Raw genomic sequence first — 19,344 nt, 5'->3', positions numbered from 1 at the left:
CGGACCCCCCGTTGCCGATTCCGTCGTGAGTTTTGATCATATTTTCCGGGTTATCCCCGTGGCGCAAGCTATTTTGCCCGCAGTTTGGGCTTTCTTCCTGTCCAGGGGGCGGCTTTTTCGACTTCTGCACACAAAGCAATCAGTTCTTCATCCGCGCCAAAGCGGGCAGCGAGGTGGATGCCGACCGGCAATCCCCCCTTTGTCATACCCAAGGGGACGGAGACGGCGGGCTGGCCCGAAGCGTTGAACACCGCGCAGAATGGGGAATAGTCGAAGATGCCGCCGGGGCCGGTGCGGTAGCCCACATAATCCTCAGTTGTATGCGCAAAGCGGCCAACCCTGGCGGGCGGTTCTGCCAGCGTGGCCGACAGGATGATGTCATATCCCGGTCCGGTTTCGGGGTCGAAGACCGCTGCCATCTGCCGCCCGAAGGCGTGAATCTGGCCCACCGCCTCCAGATAGCGGGTGGGGTGCAGGGTTTCGGCATGAGCCAACGCGCCGCGTCCGACGTCCTCGACCAGATCGGGGGTCAGGGGGCGGCCTTTCAGCGCCTTGGCGATGCCCAATGCGGTGCCGACGCCCACGATGTCGGTCCAGGCGCGCATCATCATCGGCACATCGGCAGCGGGCAGGCCCGGCGTCACCTCATGGCCAAGGCTTTCCAGCAGGCGTGCGGCGGCCAGCACGGCCTCGCGCACCTCGGGGTGAATCGCAGTGCCGGTAAAGGTGGTGTCCACCAGCATCACCCGCAACCGGCGCGGCGGGCGGCTGATCGCATCGGCATGGCTGCGTGCCAGCGGCGGCGCGTGATAGGGCGCACCAGAGTCCGGCCCGGCGCAGGCGTCCAGCATCAGCGCCGTGTCGCGCACCGAATGGGTCAGGAAGCCGTCAATCGCCATGCCGGCCCAGCCCTCACCCACATAGGGGCCATCGGGCAGCCGCGCCCGCGTCGGCTTGAACCCGAACAGCCCGCAGGAGGAGGCGGGAATGCGCACCGACCCGCCGCCGTCCGACCCATGCGCGAAAGGCACGATCCCGGCCGCCACCGCCGCCCCGGCCCCTCCGGATGATCCGCCCGATGTATGGTCAGGGTTCCAAGGGTTCCGCGTCGGTCCGCCATAGACGGCGGATTCGGTCGCCGCGCCCACGCCGCCCTCGGGGCTGGTGGTGCGGCCCCAGGTTACTACGCCTGTCGCACGGATTCGGGTATAGATCGCGCTGTCGCGATCATAGCGTGTATCGGCCAGCAGGCGCGAGCCGTTGTGCGAGGGAAACTCCACCGCCTCGCAGCCCAGATCCTTCAGAAGGAACGGCACGCCGGTGAAGGGACCACGCGGCAGCCCCCCGGCGATATGGCGTTCCGCCACCTCGATCTGCGGCAGAACCACGGCATTGAGCTTTGGGTTCAGCGCCGCCGAAGCGGCGACCGAGGCATCCAGCAATTCCTGCGGGCTGACCTCGCGCCGCGCCACCAGCGCGGCCAGATCGGTGGCATCCTGTGCGCCAAAGGTTTCCAGCATGTCGACTCCCCGTCGTTTTTCATCATGCTGGACCAGCGACAGCCCGCGGGGCAATGCCCCCGGCGACGTGCCTACGTCGGTTTTGCCTTAGCGGCGGATCGTGATTTCCTGTCTCAGCGCCCCGTCGGGCGCAAAGACGAACATCCGCCCGTCGGTGGTGACAACGCCGATCCAGCCGGGTCCGCGGGTGATGGCCTCGGGTTTCGCGCCTGCGGGCAGGGCGAGGCTGGCCGGAAAGTCGGCCACCGGGGGCACGCCCAGCGGCAGGCGGGTGACAAGCAGGCCCACGATGGTTATGACGCCGAGGATCAGGGTAACGGTCAGCGCCGTCACCAGCCATTTCAGCCAGCGCAGGCTGGGCGGCAGTTCCAGCTTATCCGAGGTATCATCCATGTCCCGGCCCCTTGAAGATGACGATGACGCGCCCGAAGGCGGGCTGCTGCGTGTGGTGATCGGGGAAAACCCGCCTGACCGACTGGATAAGGCACTGGCGCGCGAGGTGCCAGAGGAAGCCGCCCTGTCGCGCTCGCGTCTGATGAAGATGATCGCGGCGGGCGATGTCATGCGCGACGGTGTGGCGGTGACCGATCCCAAGACGAAGGTGGCCGAGGGCGAGGCCTATGACCTTGCGGTGGGCCATGTGGCCGAGGCGGATACTCTGGCCGAGGACATCCCGCTGGAGGTCATCTGGGAAGATGCCGACCTGATCGTGATCAACAAACCAGTGGGGATGGTGGTCCACCCCGCGCCGGGGTCTTACAGCGGCACGCTGGTCAATGCGTTGCTGCATCATTGCGGTGACACGCTATCGGGCGTGGGGGGCGAGCGCCGTCCCGGTATCGTGCACCGGATCGACAAGGATACCTCGGGTCTGCTGGTTGTCGCCAAAAGCGACCGGGCGCATCACGGGCTGGCCGCGCAGTTTGAAAAGCATACGGTGAACCGCCATTACCTCGCCGTGGTCAATGGCGCGCCTTCCGCCGCCGATCCGCGCCTGCGCGGGATGCGGGGCGTCAGCTTCGAATCCGGCGGCATCCTGAAGATTGCCACCCATCTGGCCCGTCACCGCACCGACCGGCAGCGGCAGGCAGTGGTGTGGAACGAGGGCCGTCATGCGGTGACCCGCGTGCGGGTGCTGGAAGCCTATGGCACGCCCGAAGTGGCGAGTTTGGTGGAATGCTGGCTGGAAACCGGGCGGACACATCAGATCCGTGTGCATATGGCCCATGCCGGGCATGGCCTCATCGGCGACCAGACCTATGGCGGCAAGCGCCGGGTGGCGGCCAAGGCGGTGGGCGAGGCGGCAGCCGATCTGGCCAATGGCTTCCCGCGTCAGGCGCTGCATGCGGCGACGCTGGGGTTCATCCATCCGGTGACGGGCGAAGAATTGCAGTTCGAGGCGCCGCTGCCCGAGGATATGGCCGTGCTGGTCGCGGCGCTGCGCGGGGCGGGGACGTAGGCCCTTACCCGCGCGCGGCCTTCTCGGCGATGCCCGAGGTGCCCTCGCGCCGGGCCAGTTCAGCCTCCACATCCGCCAGTGTGACGTCGCGGGCGGCAAGCATGACCAGCAGGTGATAAAGCACATCCGCCGCCTCGGCGGTCAGCCTGGCGCGGTCGCCCTTCACCGCCTCGATGATGGCCTCCACCGCCTCCTCGCCGAATTTCTCGGCGCATTTCTCGGGGCCTTTGGCGAACAGCTTCGCCGTCCACGAGCTTTCGGGGTCGGCCCCCTTGCGGGAGAAGATGGTGGCGGCAAGATCGTGCAGCGTGCTCATGTCAGCCTCACCGGGATACCGGCAGCGGCCATATGGGCCTTGGCCTCGCCAATGGTATATTCGCCGAAGTGGAAGATCGAGGCAGCCAGCACCGCGCTGGCGCCGCCTTTGGTGACGCCCTCGACCAGATGGTCCAAGTTGCCGACGCCGCCCGAGGCGATGACCGGCACGTTCACCGCATCGGCGATGGCGCGGGTCAGCGGCAGGTTGTAGCCACCCTTGGTGCCGTCGCGGTCCATCGAAGTCAGCAGGATCTCGCCCGCGCCCTTCGCTTCGACCGTGCTGGCAAATTCCACCGCGTCGATGCCGGTGGATTTGCGCCCGCCATGGGTGAAGATCTCCCACCGGCCCGGCGCGACGGTCTTGGCGTCGATGGCGACGACGATGCACTGGCTGCCGAAACGATCTGCCGCTTCGGCCACCACGTCGGGGTTGGCCACGGCGGCGGAGTTGAATGACACCTTGTCGGCCCCCGCCAGCAGAAGCGCCCGCACATCGGCATGGCTGCGCACCCCGCCGCCTACGGTCAGCGGGATGAAGCATTGCTCGGCCGTGCGGGTGACCAGATCGAACATCGTGCCGCGATTTTCATGCGTGGCGTGGATGTCGAGGAAGCAAAGCTCGTCCGCCCCCGCCGCGTCATAGGCGCGCGCGGCCTCGACCGGGTCGCCTGCGTCGATCAGGTTGACGAAATTCACGCCTTTCACCACGCGGCCATCGGCAACGTCGAGGCAGGGGATGATGCGGGTTTTCAGCATGGCCGGACCTTAGCGCGGGGCGGGAGATGTGGGAAGGGGGGCTGTCTGCCCCCCTCGGCCTGCGGCCTCACCCCCCGAGGATATTTCGGAACAGATGAAATCAGGCTTTCAGGGCGGTGAGAGCGGTGGCGAGGTCGATGGCGCCATCATAAAGCGCGCGGCCCGAGATGGCGCCGGCGATGACGCCGGTGTCGCGCAGCGCGATCAGGTCTTCCATGCGCGAGACGCCGCCCGAGGCGATGACGGGAATGGTGACAGCACGCGCGAGGGCTTCGGTCGCTTCGATATTCGGGCCCTGCATGGCGCCGTCGCGGTCGATGTCGGTGTAGATGATGGCGGCGACACCGGCGTCTTCAAAGCTGCGGGCGAGGTCGGTTGCCTGGACGTCAGTCTCTTCAGCCCAGCCTTTGGTGGCGACAAAACCCTTGCGCGCGTCGATGCCGACCGCAACCTTGCCGGGGAAGGCGCGCGCGGCCTCGCGCACCAGCGCCGGATTTTCCACCGCCACGGTGCCGAGGATGACGCGCGACAGGCCCTTTTCCAGCCACATGCCGATGGTTGCCATATCGCGGATGCCGCCGCCGAGCTGTGCGGGCACGGTGCAGCGGGCGAGGATCGCCTCCACCGCCGCGGCATTGACCGGCTGACCGGCGAAGGCGCCGTTCAGATCGACGAGGTGGAGCCATTCGCAGCCCGAGGCCTCGAACTTCGCGGCCTGTGCGGCCGGGTCGTCGCCGAACACCGTCGCTGCCGACATCTCGCCGCGCAGGAGGCGCACGCACTGGCCATCTTTCAGGTCGATCGCGGGATAGAGGATCATGGCGGGCTCCGTATGCGGGATGCGGGTCGCGCGCGGTTTGGCATGCGGGCGACGTGACGGCAAGGGCGAAGCGGGGGCCGTAGCGTCACGCTTGCGGGAATCGTGGTGCCGGGCCGATGATCGCGGCATCGAAGGGGAGGAGGAACCCATGCGGACTTATCTTTTGGCGGCGGCCGTTGTCGGGCTGGCCGGTGCGGCATCCGCCGATCCGGTGGAAGGGGTGTGGCAGACGCAGGTGGATGACGGGGCCTATGCCCATGTTACCATCGCGCCTTGCGGCAATGCGTTCTGCGGCAAGATCAGCCGGACCTTCAAGGATGGCGCTGAATACAAATCCGAGAATATCGGCAAGAAGATCGTCATCGACATGGTGCCGGTCGGTGGCGGCAAATACGAGGGCCAGGTCTGGCGGCCGTCGAACAACAAGGTCTATTCGGGCAAGATGAATGTCTCGGGCAATGCGATGAAGCTGGCCGGATGCGTGGCGGGCGGGCTTCTGTGCAAGTCGCAGGACTGGAAGCGCGTGAAATGAGCAGGAACCGGGTCGCCCCTTGCGGCCCGGTGCTGCGACATCGGGCCAGACCATGGAGTTTGGCATGAAATCCGATGACTGGGCCCGCCTGATTGCGCTTTCGGTGCTGTGGGGCGGGTCTTTCTTCTTTGTCGAAATCGCGCTGACCGGGCTGCCGCCGTTTTCGGTGGTCTGGGGCCGGGTGGCGCTGGGCGCGCTGGCGCTGGCGGTGATGCTCCGCGGGCGGTTGCCGCGGGGCTGGGCGGTGTGGCGGGCGCTGGCCGTCATGGGCTTTCTGAACAATGTGGTGCCCTTTTGCCTGTTCGCCTTCGCGCAGGGCGAGATCAGCGGCGCGCTGGCCGCCATCCTGAACGCCACGACCCCGCTGTGGGGTGTCGTGGTCGCCCATTTGGCCGGGGCCGAGCCGCTGACGGCGCGGCGGCTCGGCGGCGTGGCGGCGGGGATTGCGGGGGTGGCGGTGATGGCCGGGGGCGGTGCGGGGGCGCTGCCTGCGATGATCGCCTGTCTGGCGGCGGCGCTGAGCTACGCCTTCGCCGGGCTTTGGGGGCGGCGGTTCCGCGAGATGGGTGTGCCGCCCTTGCAGGCAGCCTTCGGGCAGGTGACGGCGGCGACGGTGATCCTGTTGCCGGTCTGGCTGGCAGTCGATGCGCCCTGGCGGCTGGCGATGCCGCCCGCGCAGGTCTGGGCGGCGGTGGCGGGGATCGGGGTTCTGTCTACCGCGCTGGCCTATGCGCTCTATTTCCGGCTGCTGGTGACGGCAGGGGCGGTGAACCTGATGCTGGTGACCTTCCTCATTCCGGTCAGCGCGGCGGCGTTGGGGGCGCTGGTGCTGGGCACGCGGCTGGGTCCGCAGCATTTCGCCGGATTCGCGTTGATCGCGCTGGGGCTTTGGGCGGTGGCGAAGAGGCCCGCCTAGCCGAAGACCGACCAGCCGGTCGCGCGCGCCAGCCGTTCGACCGCCAGCGTGCCAAGCTGCGAATTTCCTTGCGTGTTCAGCCCCGGAGACCAGACGGCGATCGAGGCGCGGCCGGGTGCCACCACCAGAATCCCGCCGCCCACACCGGATTTGCCGGGCAGGCCCACGCGATAGGCGAATTCGCCTGAGCCGTCGTAATGGCCGCAGGTCATCATCAGCGCGTTGATGCGCCGGGTGCGGCCGGGCGCCAGCATGCGCGGCAGGTCCGGCGCGCCAATCAGGAAGCGCCCGGCGAGGGCAAGCTGCCGTGCAGACATCTCGATGGCGCATTGGTGGAAATAGGTGCCGCAGGTCAGCTCTGGCGCATGCAGCAGATTGCCATGTGCCGCCATGAAATGCGCAAGTGCGAGGTTGCGATGCCCGGTCGCCTGTTCCGAGGCCGCCACGGCCTTGTTGATGTGGATGTCGTCCTCGCCCGCCGCCTCGCGCAGAAAGCGCAGGATCTCGCCCAGCAATTCCCGCGGCTTGTGCCCGGCGAGGATCGCATCGGTCACGACAATGGCGCCCGCGTTGATGAAGGGATTGCGCGGGATGCCGCGTTCATATTCCAACTGGACCATGGAATTGAAGGCGAGCCCCGAAGGCTCGCGCCCGACCCGTGTCCAGAGCTGATCGCCCAGCCGCCCCAGCGCGATGGCAAGGGTGAAGACCTTGCTGACCGACTGGATGGAAAAGGGTGTGTCAGCCTCGCCGGTGGTGAAGGTCTGCCCGTCGGCGGTGCAGACGGCCATGGCGAAGTGGCAGTCCGAGATGCGGGCAAGCTCGGGGATGTAATCGGCGACGCGGCCCCGGTCAGGGGCCGCCGCCATTTCGGCGCCGATCCGGTCGAGGATGGCGCCCAGATCGCTCATGGCGCCCAACGCAGGAAGTTGCCGATGATGCGCAGACCCACGGCCTGCGATTTCTCGGGGTGGAACTGGGTGCCGACCATGGTGCCCGCGCCGATGATGGCGGTGATGTCGCCCGCGTAGTCGACATGCGCCAGCCGTTCCGCCAGGTTGGCCACGCGGAAGGCGTAGCTGTGCACGAAATACGCATGATCGCCGGTGGCGATACCATCGAGCACCGGATGCGGATGGTCGATCACCAGATCGTTCCAGCCCATATGCGGCACTTTCAGATGCGGGTCGGCGGGGGTGATGCGGGTGACCTCGCCGCCGATCCAGTCGAAACCCGGGGTGTCTTCGTATTCGCGGCCCCAGGTCGCCATCATCTGCATGCCGACGCAGATGCCCATGAAGGGACGACCCTTCACGCGCACGGCTTCGGCAATGGCCTCGAAGAGGCCGCCATGATCGCCCAACGCGCGGCGGCAGGCCGGGAAGGCGCCATCCCCCGGCAGGACGATCCGGTCGGCCCGGGCGACGTCTTCGGGGCGCGAGGTCACGATGACCTCGCCCGCGCCGGTTTCTACTGCCATGCGCTGAAACGCCTTTTCGGCGGAATGCAGGTTGCCGCTGTCGTAATCGACGAGGACGGTGAGCATGGCGCTTCCTTTCCGGCTGAGGCGCGGGCGGAGGGGGCGGGAGCCTCCGGCGGGGATATTTAGGAACAGATGAAAGCCGAACTCCGGTGAGGCGGGGTTACAGCTTTCCCTTGGTAGAAGGGATTTCGTCGGCCTTGCGCGGATCGGTCTCCACCGCCATGCGCAGGGCGCGGGCCACGGCCTTGAAGGCGGCTTCGGCGATGTGATGGCTGTTCACGCCGTGGCGCATGTCGATGTGCAGGGTGATGCCGCCATGCGTGGCGAGCGCCTGAAAGAATTCGCGCACCAGTTCGGTATCGAATGTGCCGATCTTCTGGCTGGGGAAGGTGACATTCCAGACGAGGAAGGGGCGGCCGGAGAGATCCAGCGCGCAATGCACCTGCGCGTCATCCATCGGCAGGCTGCATTCGCCATAGCGGCGGATGCCCTTCTTGTCGCCCAGTGCCTGCACCAGCGCCTGACCCAGCGCGATGCCGGTATCCTCAACCGTGTGGTGGTCGTCGATATGCAGGTCGCCCCTGGCGCGCAGGGTCATGTCGATCAGCGAATGGCGCGAAAGCTGATCCATCATGTGATCGAAGAACCCGACACCCGACTGCATGTCGTAGCGGCCTGTCCCGTCGAGGTTGATGGACAGCGCGATCTCGGTTTCCGAGGTGCTGCGGGTGACTTCGGCCTTACGCATGGGGCTCTCCGGCATTTGCTTCGGGGGCCTTATAGGACGGGGGCGGGCATGGGGGAAGGGATTCCGGGCCGGGCAGGACGGCTGGGTGTGGAAAACGAAAAAGGCCGCCCTAAGGCGGCCCGTTTTTCGATTGGAGCGGGCGATGAGATTCGAACTCACGACCCTAACCTTGGCAAGGTTATGCTCTACCCCTGAGCTACGCCCGCGCAACAATCGGTCCGAACTGGAGCGGGCGATGAGATTCGAACTCACGACCCTAACCTTGGCAAGGTTATGCTCTACCCCTGAGCTACGCCCGCGCTGCCGGTTCGGTGGAGGCGGATTTAGTCCGGGGGCGCGGAGGGCGCAAGGGGAAAAACGCGGGGGTCAGAAAATTTTCTGCGCGGGCAGCGGGGTGGCGATCCGGTGCCCGCGTATCGGCGCGTCGGCGGGAACCGGATGCGGCGGCTTGCCGTTGTACAGGCACAGCGACGGTGGATGACCTGCCGTACGAAACCCGAAAGGACTGCACCATGAACAGCGATCAGATTGCCGGCAAATGGAAGCAACTGAAGGGCGAGGCCAAGATCATGTGGGGCAAGCTCACCGATGACGAGCTGGACCGCATCGAGGGCCACAAGGACAAGCTCGCCGGGCTTGTGCAGGAGCGCTATGGGCGCTCGAAGGAAGAGGCCGAGAAGGAAGTGAACCGCTTCTTCGATGACAGGGCCTGACACCGGGCCTGATCTGGCCACAGCACGGCCGGAACGGAAAAGGGGGCCTTTCGGCCCCCTTTGTCATTCCAGTTCGATCAGCAGATCCTTGGCGTCGATCTGACTGCCAGGCGTGACGTGGATCGCCTTCACGGTGGCCTCGCGGTCGGCGTGCAGGCCGGTTTCCATCTTCATCGCCTCGATGGTGAGCAGCAGATCACCCGCCCGGACCTTCTGGCCCGGCGTGACGGCAACCGAGGCGATGGAGCCGGGCATCGGCGCACCGATGTGGTTGGCATTAGCGGAATCCGCCTTGGGTTTGGCGGCGGTCTTCGCCTTCACCGCGCGGTTCGGCACCCGGATCACGCGGGGCTGGCCGTTCAGTTCGAAGAACACCTTCGCCTCGCCATCCTCGCCAGTTTCGCCCACGGCTTGCAGGCGGATTTCCAGCGTCTTGCCGGGGTCGATCTCGGCGGTGATCTCGTCTCCGGGTTGCATGCCGTAGAAGAAGGTCTGGGTCGGCAGGGTGCGGACCGGGCCGTAAAGCCGGTGGCGGCCCATGTAATCCAGAAAGACCTTCGGATACATCAGATAGCCGTTCAGATCCTCGTCATCGACGGTGAAGCCGTTCAGTTCGGCCGAAAGTTTCGCCCGTGTCTCTTCCAGATCCACGGGCGCCATACCAAGGCCGGGACGCGCGGTCTGCGGCTTTTCGCCCTTCAGAACCTTCTTCTGGATACCCGCAGGCCAGCCGCCATGCGGTTGGCCCAGATTGCCCTTCATCATGTCCACGACCGAATCGGGGAAGGCCACATCAACGGCCGGGTCTTCGACCTGACCGCGCGACAGGCCCTGCGCCACCATCATCAGCGCCATGTCGCCCACGACCTTGGACGAGGGCGTGACCTTCACGATATCGCCGAACATCTGGTTCGCATCAGCATAGGCCTGCGCCACTTCGGGCCAGCGTTCCTCCAGCCCGAGGCTGCGAGCCTGCGCCTTGAGGTTGGTGAACTGCCCGCCGGGCATTTCGTGCAGGTACACCTCGGATGCGGGCGAGGCGAGGCCGCTTTCGAAGGCAGCATATTGCGCGCGCACATGCTCCCAGTAGTTCGAGATGTCGCGGATCGCACTGATGTCCAGCCCGGTGTCGCGTTCGGTATGGCGCAGCGCCTCGACGATGGACCCGAGGCAGGGCTGCGAGGTGCCGCCCGAGAAGGCGTCCATCGCCGCATCCACCGCATCCACGCCGGCATCGCAGGCGGCGAGTATGGTCGCCGCCGCCGCGCCGCTGGTGTCGTGGGTGTGGAAGTGGATCGGAAGGCCGACCTCCTGCTTCAGTGTCTTGACGAGAACGCGGGCGGCAGCGGGCTTCAAAAGACCCGCCATATCCTTCAGGCCCAGCACATGCGCGCCTGCGGCCTTCAGTTCCTTCGCCATGCCGACATAGTATTTCAGGTCATATTTGGCGCGCGCCGGGTCCAGCAGATCGCCGGTATAGCAGATCGTGCCTTCGCAGACCTTGTTCGCCTCGATCACCGCATCCATGGCGACGCGCATGTTTTCGACCCAGTTCAGGCTGTCGAACACGCGGAACACATCCACCCCGGTCTCGGCGGCCTGCCTGACGAAGGCCTGCACCACATTGTCGGGATAGTTGGTGTAGCCCACGCCGTTGGAGGCGCGCAGCAGCATCTGTGTCATCAGGTTCGGCATGGCGGCGCGCAGGTCACGCAGGCGCTGCCACGGGCATTCCTGGAGGAACCGGTAAGCCACGTCGAAGGTGGCGCCGCCCCAGCATTCCACGCTGAAAAGCTGCGGCAGGTTGGCGGCATAGCTGGGTGCCACGCGGATCATGTCGATGGAGCGCATGCGGGTGGCCAGCAGGCTCTGGTGCCCGTCACGCATCGTGGTGTCGGTGATCAGCACCTTGGTCTGGGCGCGCATCCAGTCCGCCACGGCCTGCGGGCCCTTTTGTTCCAGCATGTTGCGGGTGCCCATCGCGGGCTCCGTGCGCGGGGCGGGGGCCTTCGGCGTTTTCACTTCAGCCGCCGGTTTCGGGCGTCCGGCGGTTTCGGGATGCCCGTTCACCGTGATGTCGGCGATATAGGTCAGGATCTTGGTCGCCCGGTCACGGCGTTTGCGGAACTGGAACAGATCCGGCGTTGTGTCGATGAATTTCGTCGTGTAGGTATCGTTCAGGAACACCGGGTGTTTCAGCAGGTTGATGACGAATTCGATATTCGTGCTGACGCCCCGGATACGGAACTCGCGCAGCGCACGATCCATCCGGTGAATCGCCTTGTCGGGCGTCTGCGCATGCGCCGTCACCTTCACCAGCAGCGAATCGTAATAGCGCGTCACGACCGAGCCGGAATAGGCGGTGCCACCGTCCAGACGGATACCGTTGCCGGTGGCGCTGCGGTAGGCGGTAATCCGGCCATAATCGGGGATGAAGTTGTTCTGCGGGTCTTCGGTGGTCACCCGGCATTGCAGCGCATGGCCGTTCAGCCGCACGCCGTCCTGGCTGGTCACGCCGGTGGCTTCCGCCAGCGTCTTGCCCTCGGCGATCAGGATCTGCGCCTGCACGATGTCGATGCCCGTGACCTCTTCGGTGACGGTGTGTTCCACCTGCACGCGGGGGTTCACCTCGATGAAGTAGAACTTGCCCTCGTCCATATCCATCAGGAATTCGACGGTGCCGGCGCATTCGTAATTCACATGGGCGCAGATCTTGCGGCCCAGTTCGCAGATCTCGGCGCGCTGCTCATCGTTGAGATACGGCGCGGGCGCGCGTTCGACGACCTTCTGGTTGCGGCGCTGCACGGTGCAGTCACGCTCGTAGAGGTGGTAGATCTCGCCATGCTTGTCGCCAAGGATCTGCACCTCGACGTGGCGGGCGCGCTGGATCATCTTTTCCAGATAGCCCTCGCCATTGCCAAAGGCGGCCTCCGCCTCGCGGCGGCCCTCCAGGACCTTGGCCTCCAGTTCCTCGGCGTTCAGGATCGGCCGCATGCCGCGCCCGCCGCCGCCCCAGGAGGCTTTGAGCATCAGCGGAAAGCCGATCTCTGCCGCCTCTGCACGGATCGCGTCAAAGTCGTTGCCCAGAACCTCGGTCGCCGGGATGACCGGCACACCAGCGGCCACAGCCACGCGCCGGGCACTGGCCTTGTCGCCAAGCGCCCGCATGGTTTCGGCGCGCGGGCCGATGAAGGTGATGCCATTGGCTTCGCAGGCTTCGACGAAATCGGGGTTTTCCGACAGAAGCCCGTAGCCGGGATGGATGGCATCCGCGCCCGCAAGCTTGGCCACGCGGATAATTTCCGGGATGCTCAGGTAGGCGCCCACCGGCGACATGCCCTGACCGATCAGATAGGCCTCATCGGCCTTGAAGCGGTGCAGAGACAGCTTGTCCTCTTCGGCATAGACGGCGACCGTCTTCTTGCCCATCTCGTTCGCGGCGCGCATCACGCGAATAGCGATTTCGCCTCGGTTGGCGATCAGGATCTTGCGAAATTCGGTCATCTGTTCCTCCCCGAAGCTCTGCACGGCGCGGTCACTTTAGGGGTGCTGCGATGCAGCGCAAGGGCAGGAACCGACGTCAATGCAAAGTTTTGCGAAATATTCAGGAGGGCTTTGCAATTGCAAACTTCGGGGCGTAAAGATTCTGGAATATGCAGAATTGGCGGAACATTGGTGGAACACAGGCTTCCCAAGGCCGACCTGCACGTCTATCTTGCGGATATGAGCGGATATGATGATTCAGAGGCTTTCGAAGCCGCCATTCCCCTGTCGCAGCGTGCCATGGCAGCGCGGCCCGCACCCTATCTGGACGATCTGAACCCTGCACAGCGCGCCGCCGTGCTGGCGGTGGATGGCCCTGTCCTGATGCTGGCCGGGGCGGGAACTGGCAAAACCAAGGCGCTGACCTCGCGTATCGTGCATCTGCTGGCCACCGGCAAGGCGCGGCCGAATGAGATTCTGGCCGTGACCTTCACCAACAAGGCTGCGCGCGAGATGAAAGACCGCGTGGGCCGGATGCTGGGGCAGGTGGAGGGCATGCCCTGGATGGGCACTTTCCATTCCGTCAGCGTGAAGATCCTGCGCCGCCATGCCGAACTGGTGGGGCTGAAATCCAACTTCACCATTCTGGATACGGACGACCAGCTTCGCCTGCTCAAGCAATTGATCGTCGCGGCAAATCTGGACGAAAAGCGCTGGCCCGCGCGGCAGCTGGCCGGGTTGATCGACCATTGGAAGAACCGCGCCTGGACGCCGGAAAAGGTGCCCTCGTCCGAAGCCGCCGGGTTCAACAACCGCGGGACCGAGCTTTATGATCAGTATCAGGCGCGCCTGCGCAGCCTGAATGCCTGCGATTTCGGCGATCTGCTGCTGCATTGCGTCACCATCTTTCAGGCCCATGCCGACATCCTGACGCAGTACCAGCGCTGGTTCCGCTATATCCTTGTCGACGAATATCAGGATACCAACGTCGCGCAGTATCTGTGGCTGCGCCTGCTGGCCCAGGGTCATCGCAACATCTGCTGCGTGGGCGATGACGACCAGTCGATCTACGGTTGGCGCGGCGCCGAGGTGGGCAATATCCTGCGGTTTGAAAAGGATTTTCCGGGCGCGCAGGTGATCCGCCTGGAACAGAACTACCGCTCCACCGAACATATTCTCGCCGCCGCCTCGGGTGTGATCGCCTCCAATGCCGGGCGTCTGGGCAAGACACTCTGGACCGAGGCAGAGGGCGGCGAAAAACTGCGCCTCATCGGCCATTGGGACGGGGAGGAAGAGGCGCGCTGGATCGGCGACGAGATCGAGGCGCTGCAACGCGGCACACGCGGGCTCGGGCCTTTCGGGCTGAACGATCAGGCGATTCTCGTCCGCGCCAGCCACCAGATGCGTGCCTTCGAGGATCGTTTCCTCACCATCGGGCTGCCCTATCGCGTCATTGGCGGCCCGCGATTCTATGAACGGCTCGAAATTCGCGACGCCATGGCCTATTTCCGGCTCGCCGTCAGCCCCGACGACGATCTGGCGTTCGAGCGGGTGGTGAACACCCCCAAACGCGGCCTTGGCGACAAGGCGCAGCAGGAAATCCAGCGGGCGGCCCGCGAAAATGGTGTCAGCCTGCTGGAAGGCGCGCGCGAGTTGCTGGCGCGGGGCGGGATCGGCGGCAAGGGCGCCGGGCAGTTGCGTGCCTTCGTCGATGGGGTGGACCGCTGGCACGACACCGTGGTCAACAGCCGCCCCGAGGTTGCAGATGCGGTGCTGGAGCCGCTGCTGCCCGAAACGGCGCCCGCGCGCGATCATTCGCATGTCCGGCTGGCCGAGGTGATTCTTGAAGAATCCGGCTATGTTTCGATGTGGCAGAACGACAAGACGCCCGAGGCACCGGGTCGTCTGGAAAACCTCAAGGAACTGGTGAAGGCGCTGGAACAGTTCGACAGCCTGCAAGGCTTTCTCGAACACGTCGCGCTGATCATGGATAATGAAACTGAAGAGGCGGCCGAGAAGGTCACCATCATGACGCTGCATGCCGCCAAGGGGCTGGAGTTCCCGGTGGTCTATCTGCCCGGATGGGAGGACGGGTTGTTCCCAAGCCAGCGCAGCATGGATGAAAGCGGCCAGAAGGGGCTGGAGGAGGAGCGCCGTCTGGCTTACGTCGGGATCACCCGCGCCGAACGGCTCTGCACCGTCAGCTTTGCCGCCAATCGCAGGGTCTATGGCCAGTGGCAAAGCCAGTTACCTTCGCGTTTCATCGACGAACTGCCCGGCGCCCATGTCGAGGTGCTGACCCCGCCCGGCCTTTACGGCGGCGGCTTCGGCGCGGCGGCGCCGGCCTTCGGCGGCTCGCGGATCGAGGAGCGCGCGACACGGGCCGATGTCTACAATTCGCCGGGCTGGAAGCGCCTGCAGGATCGCGCGGGTCAGCGCCCGATGTCGCAGCCGCGCGAAAGCCGAAACATGACCATCGACCTTCAGGCAGTTTCGGCCTACGCCCTGCAAGACCGTGTATTCCATCAGAAATTCGGTTACGGCACCGTCATCGGCATAGAGGGCGACAAGCTGGAGGTCGCATTCGACAAGGCTGGCACCAAGAAGGTGGTCGCGGGCTTTATCTCGCCCGCGCACGAGGCTGGCGACCTGCCGTTCTGACGCCTTTCATCCTGGCCTGAATATCCTCAGGGGGTAGGCCGCAGGCCAAGGGGACACGAGCGCCCCCTAGCGCGGTTTCAGCCGCTCCAGCGCATGAAAGGCCAGCCCTGCCATCAGACCCCAGAAGGCAGCGCCGATCCCCAGCACCGCTGCACCCGAAGCGGTGACCGCCAGCGTGATCGCGGCGGCGAAGCGGGTTTCGGGCGGTGTGAAGGCATGGGTCGCCGCGCCCATGAGCGGACCCAGCAACGCCAGCGCCACGATGGCGGTGATCAGCTCGGTCGGCAGTGCCGACAGCAGCGACAGAATCGGCTGGGTCAGCAGTCCCAGCAGCACCCAGAACCCGGCATAGACCAGCCCGACAATCCAGCGGCGATTGCGGTCAGGATGCACGTCGTCGCCCAGACAGATTGCGGCGGTGATTGCGGCCATGGAAATCGTATGCGCGCCAAACAGCCCGATCACGGCGGATATCCCGCCCGTTGTCACCAGCCCCGCGCGCACCGGCGGCTCGTATCCGGCGGCACGCAGCGTGGCGAAGCCAGGCAGGTTCTGCGAGGCCATCGTGACCAGGTAGAGCGGCAGGCCAAGCCCGATCAAGGTGCCGGGATCGAAGGCGGGGGCGATGAAGGTCAGGCTCGGCAGGGGCAGGCTCAGCGCGGGCAAGCTGGCGATGCCGCTGATGAAGGCCGCGCCGATGCCCAGAATCAGCGCCACCAGCACCGCAAGCGCCGGATTGCGCAGCCGCACCAGCGCGAAGACGGCGATCACCGGCAAGACCAGCACAGGCACCGCCTGCGCCGCCGCCGGCAGTTTCATGCAAAAGGGCAGCAGCACGCCCGCCAGCATCCCGCCGGCAATGCCGTCGGGGATGCGCTGCGCCAGCCGGCCAAGCGGCTGGATCAACCCGGTTGCCAGCACCAGAAGCCCGGCCAGCACGAAGGCCCCCGCTGCCTGCGCCATGCCGATGCCCTCGGTCGCGGCGATCAGCGCGGCGCCGGGGGTGGACCAGGCCAGCACGACGGGGATGCGATTCGACCAGCTCAGCCAGGCGGAGCCGACAGCCTTGCCAATGCAGATGGCCAGCACCCAGCTTGCGGTTTGTGCGGGCGTGGCACCAAGTGCCGCCGCGGCCGCCAGAACCAGCGCGATGGTAGAGCCATAGCCAACCAGCGCGGCGACAAGGGCGGCGGAAAAGACGGAAATCGGCAAGGGCGCATCCTCTGGCGGCAATCCGCCGGACCATGAGCGCGGGCGCGGGGCGATGCAAGAGGGCGCAGGGAGGTGGGGCCCGAAAACGGAAACGGCGACACCCAGGGAGGAGGAGGGGTGTCGCCGTCCGTTTTCAACATCCGCCCAGGGAGGAGGAGGGGCGGCTGCTATGGTTGCGACACCCCAGGGAGGAGGAGGGGGCGCCGCATTTTCCATGGCCCAGGGAGGAGGAGGGGCCAGGAACCTGTTGGGCCTTTCGGCCCGAAAGAGTTGCGACAACCCCAGGGAGGAGGAGGGGGCTGTCGCCGATCCCACGGCCCAGGGAGGAGGAGGGGCCAGGGAACCGTTCCGGGCATATAAGGCCCGTATGGCTTGCGGCAATCCCAGGGAGGAGAGGGGATCGCCGCTCTTGCGACTGGCCCAGGGAGGAGGAGGGGCCGCGCAAACTCTGGAAGCCGTGGCTTCCGGTAGAGAGAGGCGGCGACATCTAGGGAGGAGGAGCGATGTCGCCGCTTTTGCATCAGGTTCCGGGAGGAAGTGGAACCCGGCAAAGAAACTTATTTGCCGTAGGCAGCTTCCTGCGCCAGACGGGTGATCATCGAGCGATGGATGCCCAGATCGGCCAGTTCACGGCCCGACAGGGCGTTCAGCTCGCGCAGGGTCTGGCGATAGATCGCCCGCCGCGCCTGCATCTTGCGGAACCCGTCCACCAGACCCATGATGCGGTCGGCAACGCTGATATGTGCGACGCGGGTGGTGTTTACATAAGCCATTTCAGTCAGCCTCAAGTCTCGGTTTAGCGCTCACATCTTCGGGTCTGTCGATCCGTGTTCTGCGCTGTTGAAGCCAAGATGGGGCAAATGCTGCAACTGCACAATCCCGCTTCGCCGCATTGCAGCTATGCGGCTTCCGCATGGCTGACGCGAGGAAAATCTTGATCATTTCCAAGCGCATCGCCAGTTTTTTGAGCAAATGGTAAACGGGTCTTGCACTTTGACGTAACGTGAACAAGGCTCTGCGCGCAAGACAGGAGGTCCGCATGGCGGTTACACGCGAAGAGGTTCAGGCCGTTCTGGCGCGGGTCGCGCTGCCCGGTGGCGGCGATCTGCTGAGCCGGGATTTGATTCGGGCGCTGCGGGTCGATGGCGACAGCGTGGCCTTCGTGATCGAGGCGCCCAGCCCGGCCGAGGCGCAGGCGCTGGCGCCGGTGCAGGCCGCGGCAGAGGCGGCTCTGCGGGCGCTACCGGGGGTGGGGTCCGTTCAGGTGGTGATGACGGCCCATGGTCCCGCCGCCCCCAAGGCGCCGCCGCCGCAGGGCCTCAAGATCGGTGGCCACGCCGCGCCGCATCAGGGTGGGCCGAAGCGGGTCAGCGGGATTGACCGGATCGTGGCCATCGGCTCGGGCAAGGGTGGCGTGGGGAAATCCACCGTCTCGTCCAATCTTGCTGTGGCGCTGGCCCGGCAGGGGCGGCGCGTCGGTCTGCTGGATGCTGATATCTATGGCCCCAGTCAGCCGCGCATGATGGGGGTGAACAAGCGCCCCGCCAGCCCTGACGGCAAAACCATCATCCCGCTTCAGGCGCATGGTGTCACCGTCATGTCCATCGGCTTCATGCTGAAAGAGGACGAGGCGGTGATTTGGCGTGGCCCGATGCTGATGGGGGCGCTGCAACAGTTGATCGAGCAGGTCGCCTGGGGCGATCTGGATATCCTGCTGATCGACCTGCCGCCTGGAACGGGGGATATCCAGCTGACGCTGAGCCAGCGTTTCGCGCTGACCGGGGCGGTCGTGGTCTCTACCCCGCAGGATGTGGCGATGCTGGATGCGCGCAAGGCGCTTGACATGTTCGGCAAGCTGAAAGTGCCGGTGCTGGGCCTGATCGAGAACATGTCCACCTATGTCTGCCCCAATTGCGGGCATGAGGCGCATCTGTTCGGTCATGGCGGCGTGGCAGCCGAGGCCGCGAAGCTTGGCGTGCCCTTCCTAGGAGAATTGCCGCTGGATCTGGACACGCGGCTGGCGGGAGATGCGGGCAGGCCGATCGCCACCGGGCAGGGGCCGATGGCCGAGGCCTATGCCCGGCTTGCCCGCCGCCTGATCGACGGCGGCATGGCCTGAGCGCTTTCCCATGTGATCCCGAACGCCCGCCTTTTGGCGGGCGTTTTCGTTTTCGCGGGCTGAGCGGGATTTTCCGGGCCAGCATGGCAGGGCACGGGCGGGAAAGCATGGTACTGCCGGGAAATCATGGGAATGGTCCTCCTGAAATTATGGAATCCCATGGGATCGAACCGGGACACACGCGGAATCGCGCGTGGTCACGAATCACTGAGGCGTGATTCATCCCCGAGTCGGGGGCGAATGGGGCGATTCCGGGGATGAAATGTGCCTTTCGGGTCATTTGTGGCGGTGCCATGCGATCCCATGAGGCGGAAGATCCCTGTGCGTGGCGAAAAAAACACGCCGCTATATCTAGTGGGCGCTTGTTGCAGGTTTCGCCACAATTAGCCGAAAATCCGCGCTCTTTCCTACCAGATGCTGTGCGGCAAAGCGCGGCGTCTCAACATCTTCCGGCTGCATCCCGAAAAATCCCATTGATTACCATGTAGTCCCATGGCATCCCTTGGCTATCGAATGACGGCGGAAATGAAAAAGCACGGGGCAGCAAGACCCCAAAGGCGAAAAGCAGGTTTCATACAGGCACCTCCGTCATTCGACCATACGA

Annotated in this window: 17 protein-coding genes and 2 tRNA genes; 6 read left to right on the top strand and 13 right to left on the bottom strand. The window is 65.5% G+C overall.

Annotation, left to right across the window (positions count from 1 at the left end; all coding sequences use genetic code 11):
• Positions 1 to 68: 68 nt before the first annotated feature.
• The gene (locus tag IE126_RS18105; RefSeq protein ID WP_189381800.1) at positions 69 to 1,520 is read right to left on the bottom strand and encodes an amidase; all 1,452 of its coding nucleotides are present in this window, start codon (positions 1,518 to 1,520) and stop codon (positions 69 to 71) included.
• An 87-nt stretch (positions 1,521 to 1,607) separates the two neighbouring features.
• On the bottom strand, positions 1,608 to 1,913 hold the full coding sequence (locus IE126_RS18100; RefSeq protein ID WP_189381799.1) for a DUF6476 family protein: 306 nt from the start codon (positions 1,911 to 1,913) through the stop codon (positions 1,608 to 1,610).
• Between IE126_RS18100 and IE126_RS18095 the strand changes: the two genes are divergently transcribed.
• Positions 1,912 to 2,979 (top strand): RluA family pseudouridine synthase, encoded by a 1,068-nt coding sequence (locus IE126_RS18095; RefSeq protein WP_189381798.1) that lies wholly within the window; start codon positions 1,912 to 1,914, stop codon positions 2,977 to 2,979. The two genes, IE126_RS18100 and IE126_RS18095, sit on opposite strands and share 2 nt — an antisense overlap.
• A gap of 4 nt (positions 2,980 to 2,983) precedes the next feature.
• Here the strand turns inward: IE126_RS18095 and IE126_RS18090 are convergent, their stop codons facing one another.
• The 3 genes from IE126_RS18090 to hisA all read right to left on the bottom strand — a co-directional run bounded on the left by IE126_RS18090 (position 2,984) and on the right by hisA (position 4,873).
• Positions 2,984 to 3,295 (bottom strand): phosphoribosyl-ATP diphosphatase, encoded by a 312-nt coding sequence (locus tag IE126_RS18090; protein WP_189381797.1) that lies wholly within the window; start codon positions 3,293 to 3,295, stop codon positions 2,984 to 2,986.
• Positions 3,292 to 4,053, bottom strand: a complete 762-nt coding sequence (gene hisF / locus IE126_RS18085) for an imidazole glycerol phosphate synthase subunit HisF (RefSeq protein ID WP_189381796.1) — start codon at positions 4,051 to 4,053, stop codon at positions 3,292 to 3,294. The genes IE126_RS18090 and hisF overlap by 4 nt, the downstream gene beginning before the upstream one ends.
• A 100-nt stretch (positions 4,054 to 4,153) precedes the next feature.
• Positions 4,154 to 4,873, bottom strand: coding sequence for a 1-(5-phosphoribosyl)-5-[(5-phosphoribosylamino)methylideneamino]imidazole-4-carboxamide isomerase (gene hisA / locus IE126_RS18080; RefSeq protein ID WP_189381795.1), 720 nt, complete (start codon positions 4,871 to 4,873; stop codon positions 4,154 to 4,156).
• 148 nt (positions 4,874 to 5,021) lie between these two features.
• Here hisA and IE126_RS18075 point away from each other — a divergent pair, with 148 nt between their 5' ends.
• A complete protein-coding gene (locus IE126_RS18075; RefSeq protein ID WP_189381794.1) occupies positions 5,022 to 5,405 on the top strand; it encodes a DUF2147 domain-containing protein in 384 nt (127 codons plus the stop codon).
• 64 nt (positions 5,406 to 5,469) lie between these two features.
• Entirely contained in the window at positions 5,470 to 6,321 is an 852-nt protein-coding gene (locus IE126_RS18070) for a DMT family transporter (RefSeq protein WP_108129408.1), read from the top strand.
• On the opposite strand, the gene IE126_RS18065 is transcribed toward IE126_RS18070, so the two are convergent.
• The 5 genes from IE126_RS18065 to IE126_RS18045 all read right to left on the bottom strand — a co-directional run bounded on the left by IE126_RS18065 (position 6,318) and on the right by IE126_RS18045 (position 8,851).
• The gene (locus IE126_RS18065) at positions 6,318 to 7,232 is read right to left on the bottom strand and encodes a glutaminase (protein ID WP_189381793.1); all 915 of its coding nucleotides are present in this window, start codon (positions 7,230 to 7,232) and stop codon (positions 6,318 to 6,320) included. The two genes, IE126_RS18070 and IE126_RS18065, sit on opposite strands and share 4 nt — an antisense overlap.
• Positions 7,229 to 7,867, bottom strand: coding sequence for an imidazole glycerol phosphate synthase subunit HisH (gene hisH, locus IE126_RS18060; protein WP_189381792.1), 639 nt, complete (start codon positions 7,865 to 7,867; stop codon positions 7,229 to 7,231). Before hisH ends, IE126_RS18065 begins: the two co-directional genes overlap by 4 nt.
• A gap of 97 nt (positions 7,868 to 7,964) precedes the next feature.
• Entirely contained in the window at positions 7,965 to 8,552 is a 588-nt protein-coding gene (gene hisB / locus IE126_RS18055) for an imidazoleglycerol-phosphate dehydratase HisB (protein ID WP_054302237.1), read from the bottom strand.
• A 131-nt stretch (positions 8,553 to 8,683) separates the two neighbouring features.
• Positions 8,684 to 8,758: transfer RNA gene (locus IE126_RS18050), tRNA-Gly, on the bottom strand.
• A gap of 18 nt (positions 8,759 to 8,776) precedes the next feature.
• Positions 8,777 to 8,851, bottom strand: a tRNA-Gly gene (locus IE126_RS18045).
• Positions 8,852 to 9,064: 213 nt separating this feature from the next.
• Between IE126_RS18045 and IE126_RS18040 the strand changes: the two genes are divergently transcribed.
• Positions 9,065 to 9,265 carry a CsbD family protein gene (locus IE126_RS18040; protein ID WP_054302236.1) on the top strand — a complete coding sequence of 67 codons (201 nt, stop codon included), beginning with the start codon at positions 9,065 to 9,067 and terminating at the stop codon, positions 9,263 to 9,265.
• A gap of 63 nt (positions 9,266 to 9,328) precedes the next feature.
• On the opposite strand, the gene IE126_RS18035 is transcribed toward IE126_RS18040, so the two are convergent.
• Positions 9,329 to 12,769, bottom strand: coding sequence for a pyruvate carboxylase (locus IE126_RS18035; protein ID WP_189381791.1), 3,441 nt, complete (start codon positions 12,767 to 12,769; stop codon positions 9,329 to 9,331).
• A 219-nt stretch (positions 12,770 to 12,988) separates the two neighbouring features.
• On the opposite strand from IE126_RS18035, the gene IE126_RS18030 reads away from it, so the two are divergent.
• Positions 12,989 to 15,409, top strand: a complete 2,421-nt coding sequence (locus IE126_RS18030) for an ATP-dependent helicase (RefSeq protein ID WP_054302283.1) — start codon at positions 12,989 to 12,991, stop codon at positions 15,407 to 15,409.
• Positions 15,410 to 15,475: 66 nt separating this feature from the next.
• Here the strand turns inward: IE126_RS18030 and IE126_RS18025 are convergent, their stop codons facing one another.
• Both IE126_RS18025 and IE126_RS18020 read right to left on the bottom strand, forming a co-directional pair.
• A complete protein-coding gene (locus IE126_RS18025) occupies positions 15,476 to 16,621 on the bottom strand; it encodes a benzoate/H(+) symporter BenE family transporter (RefSeq protein WP_108129284.1) in 1,146 nt (381 codons plus the stop codon).
• Between the two features lie 557 nt (positions 16,622 to 17,178).
• Positions 17,179 to 17,394 (bottom strand): DUF1127 domain-containing protein, encoded by a 216-nt coding sequence (locus IE126_RS18020; protein ID WP_054302233.1) that lies wholly within the window; start codon positions 17,392 to 17,394, stop codon positions 17,179 to 17,181.
• A 266-nt stretch (positions 17,395 to 17,660) separates the two neighbouring features.
• Here IE126_RS18020 and IE126_RS18015 point away from each other — a divergent pair, with 266 nt between their 5' ends.
• Positions 17,661 to 18,740, top strand: coding sequence for an Mrp/NBP35 family ATP-binding protein (locus IE126_RS18015; RefSeq protein ID WP_189381790.1), 1,080 nt, complete (start codon positions 17,661 to 17,663; stop codon positions 18,738 to 18,740).
• The last annotated feature ends 604 nt before the right edge of the window (positions 18,741 to 19,344 follow it).

The organism is Gemmobacter nanjingensis (assembly GCF_014652195.1).
In the GTDB taxonomy this organism is placed as follows: domain Bacteria; phylum Pseudomonadota; class Alphaproteobacteria; order Rhodobacterales; family Rhodobacteraceae; genus Gemmobacter; species Gemmobacter caeni.
The sequence above is the reverse complement of the archived record's forward strand: the minus strand, read 5'-3'. Positions and strand labels throughout refer to the sequence as shown.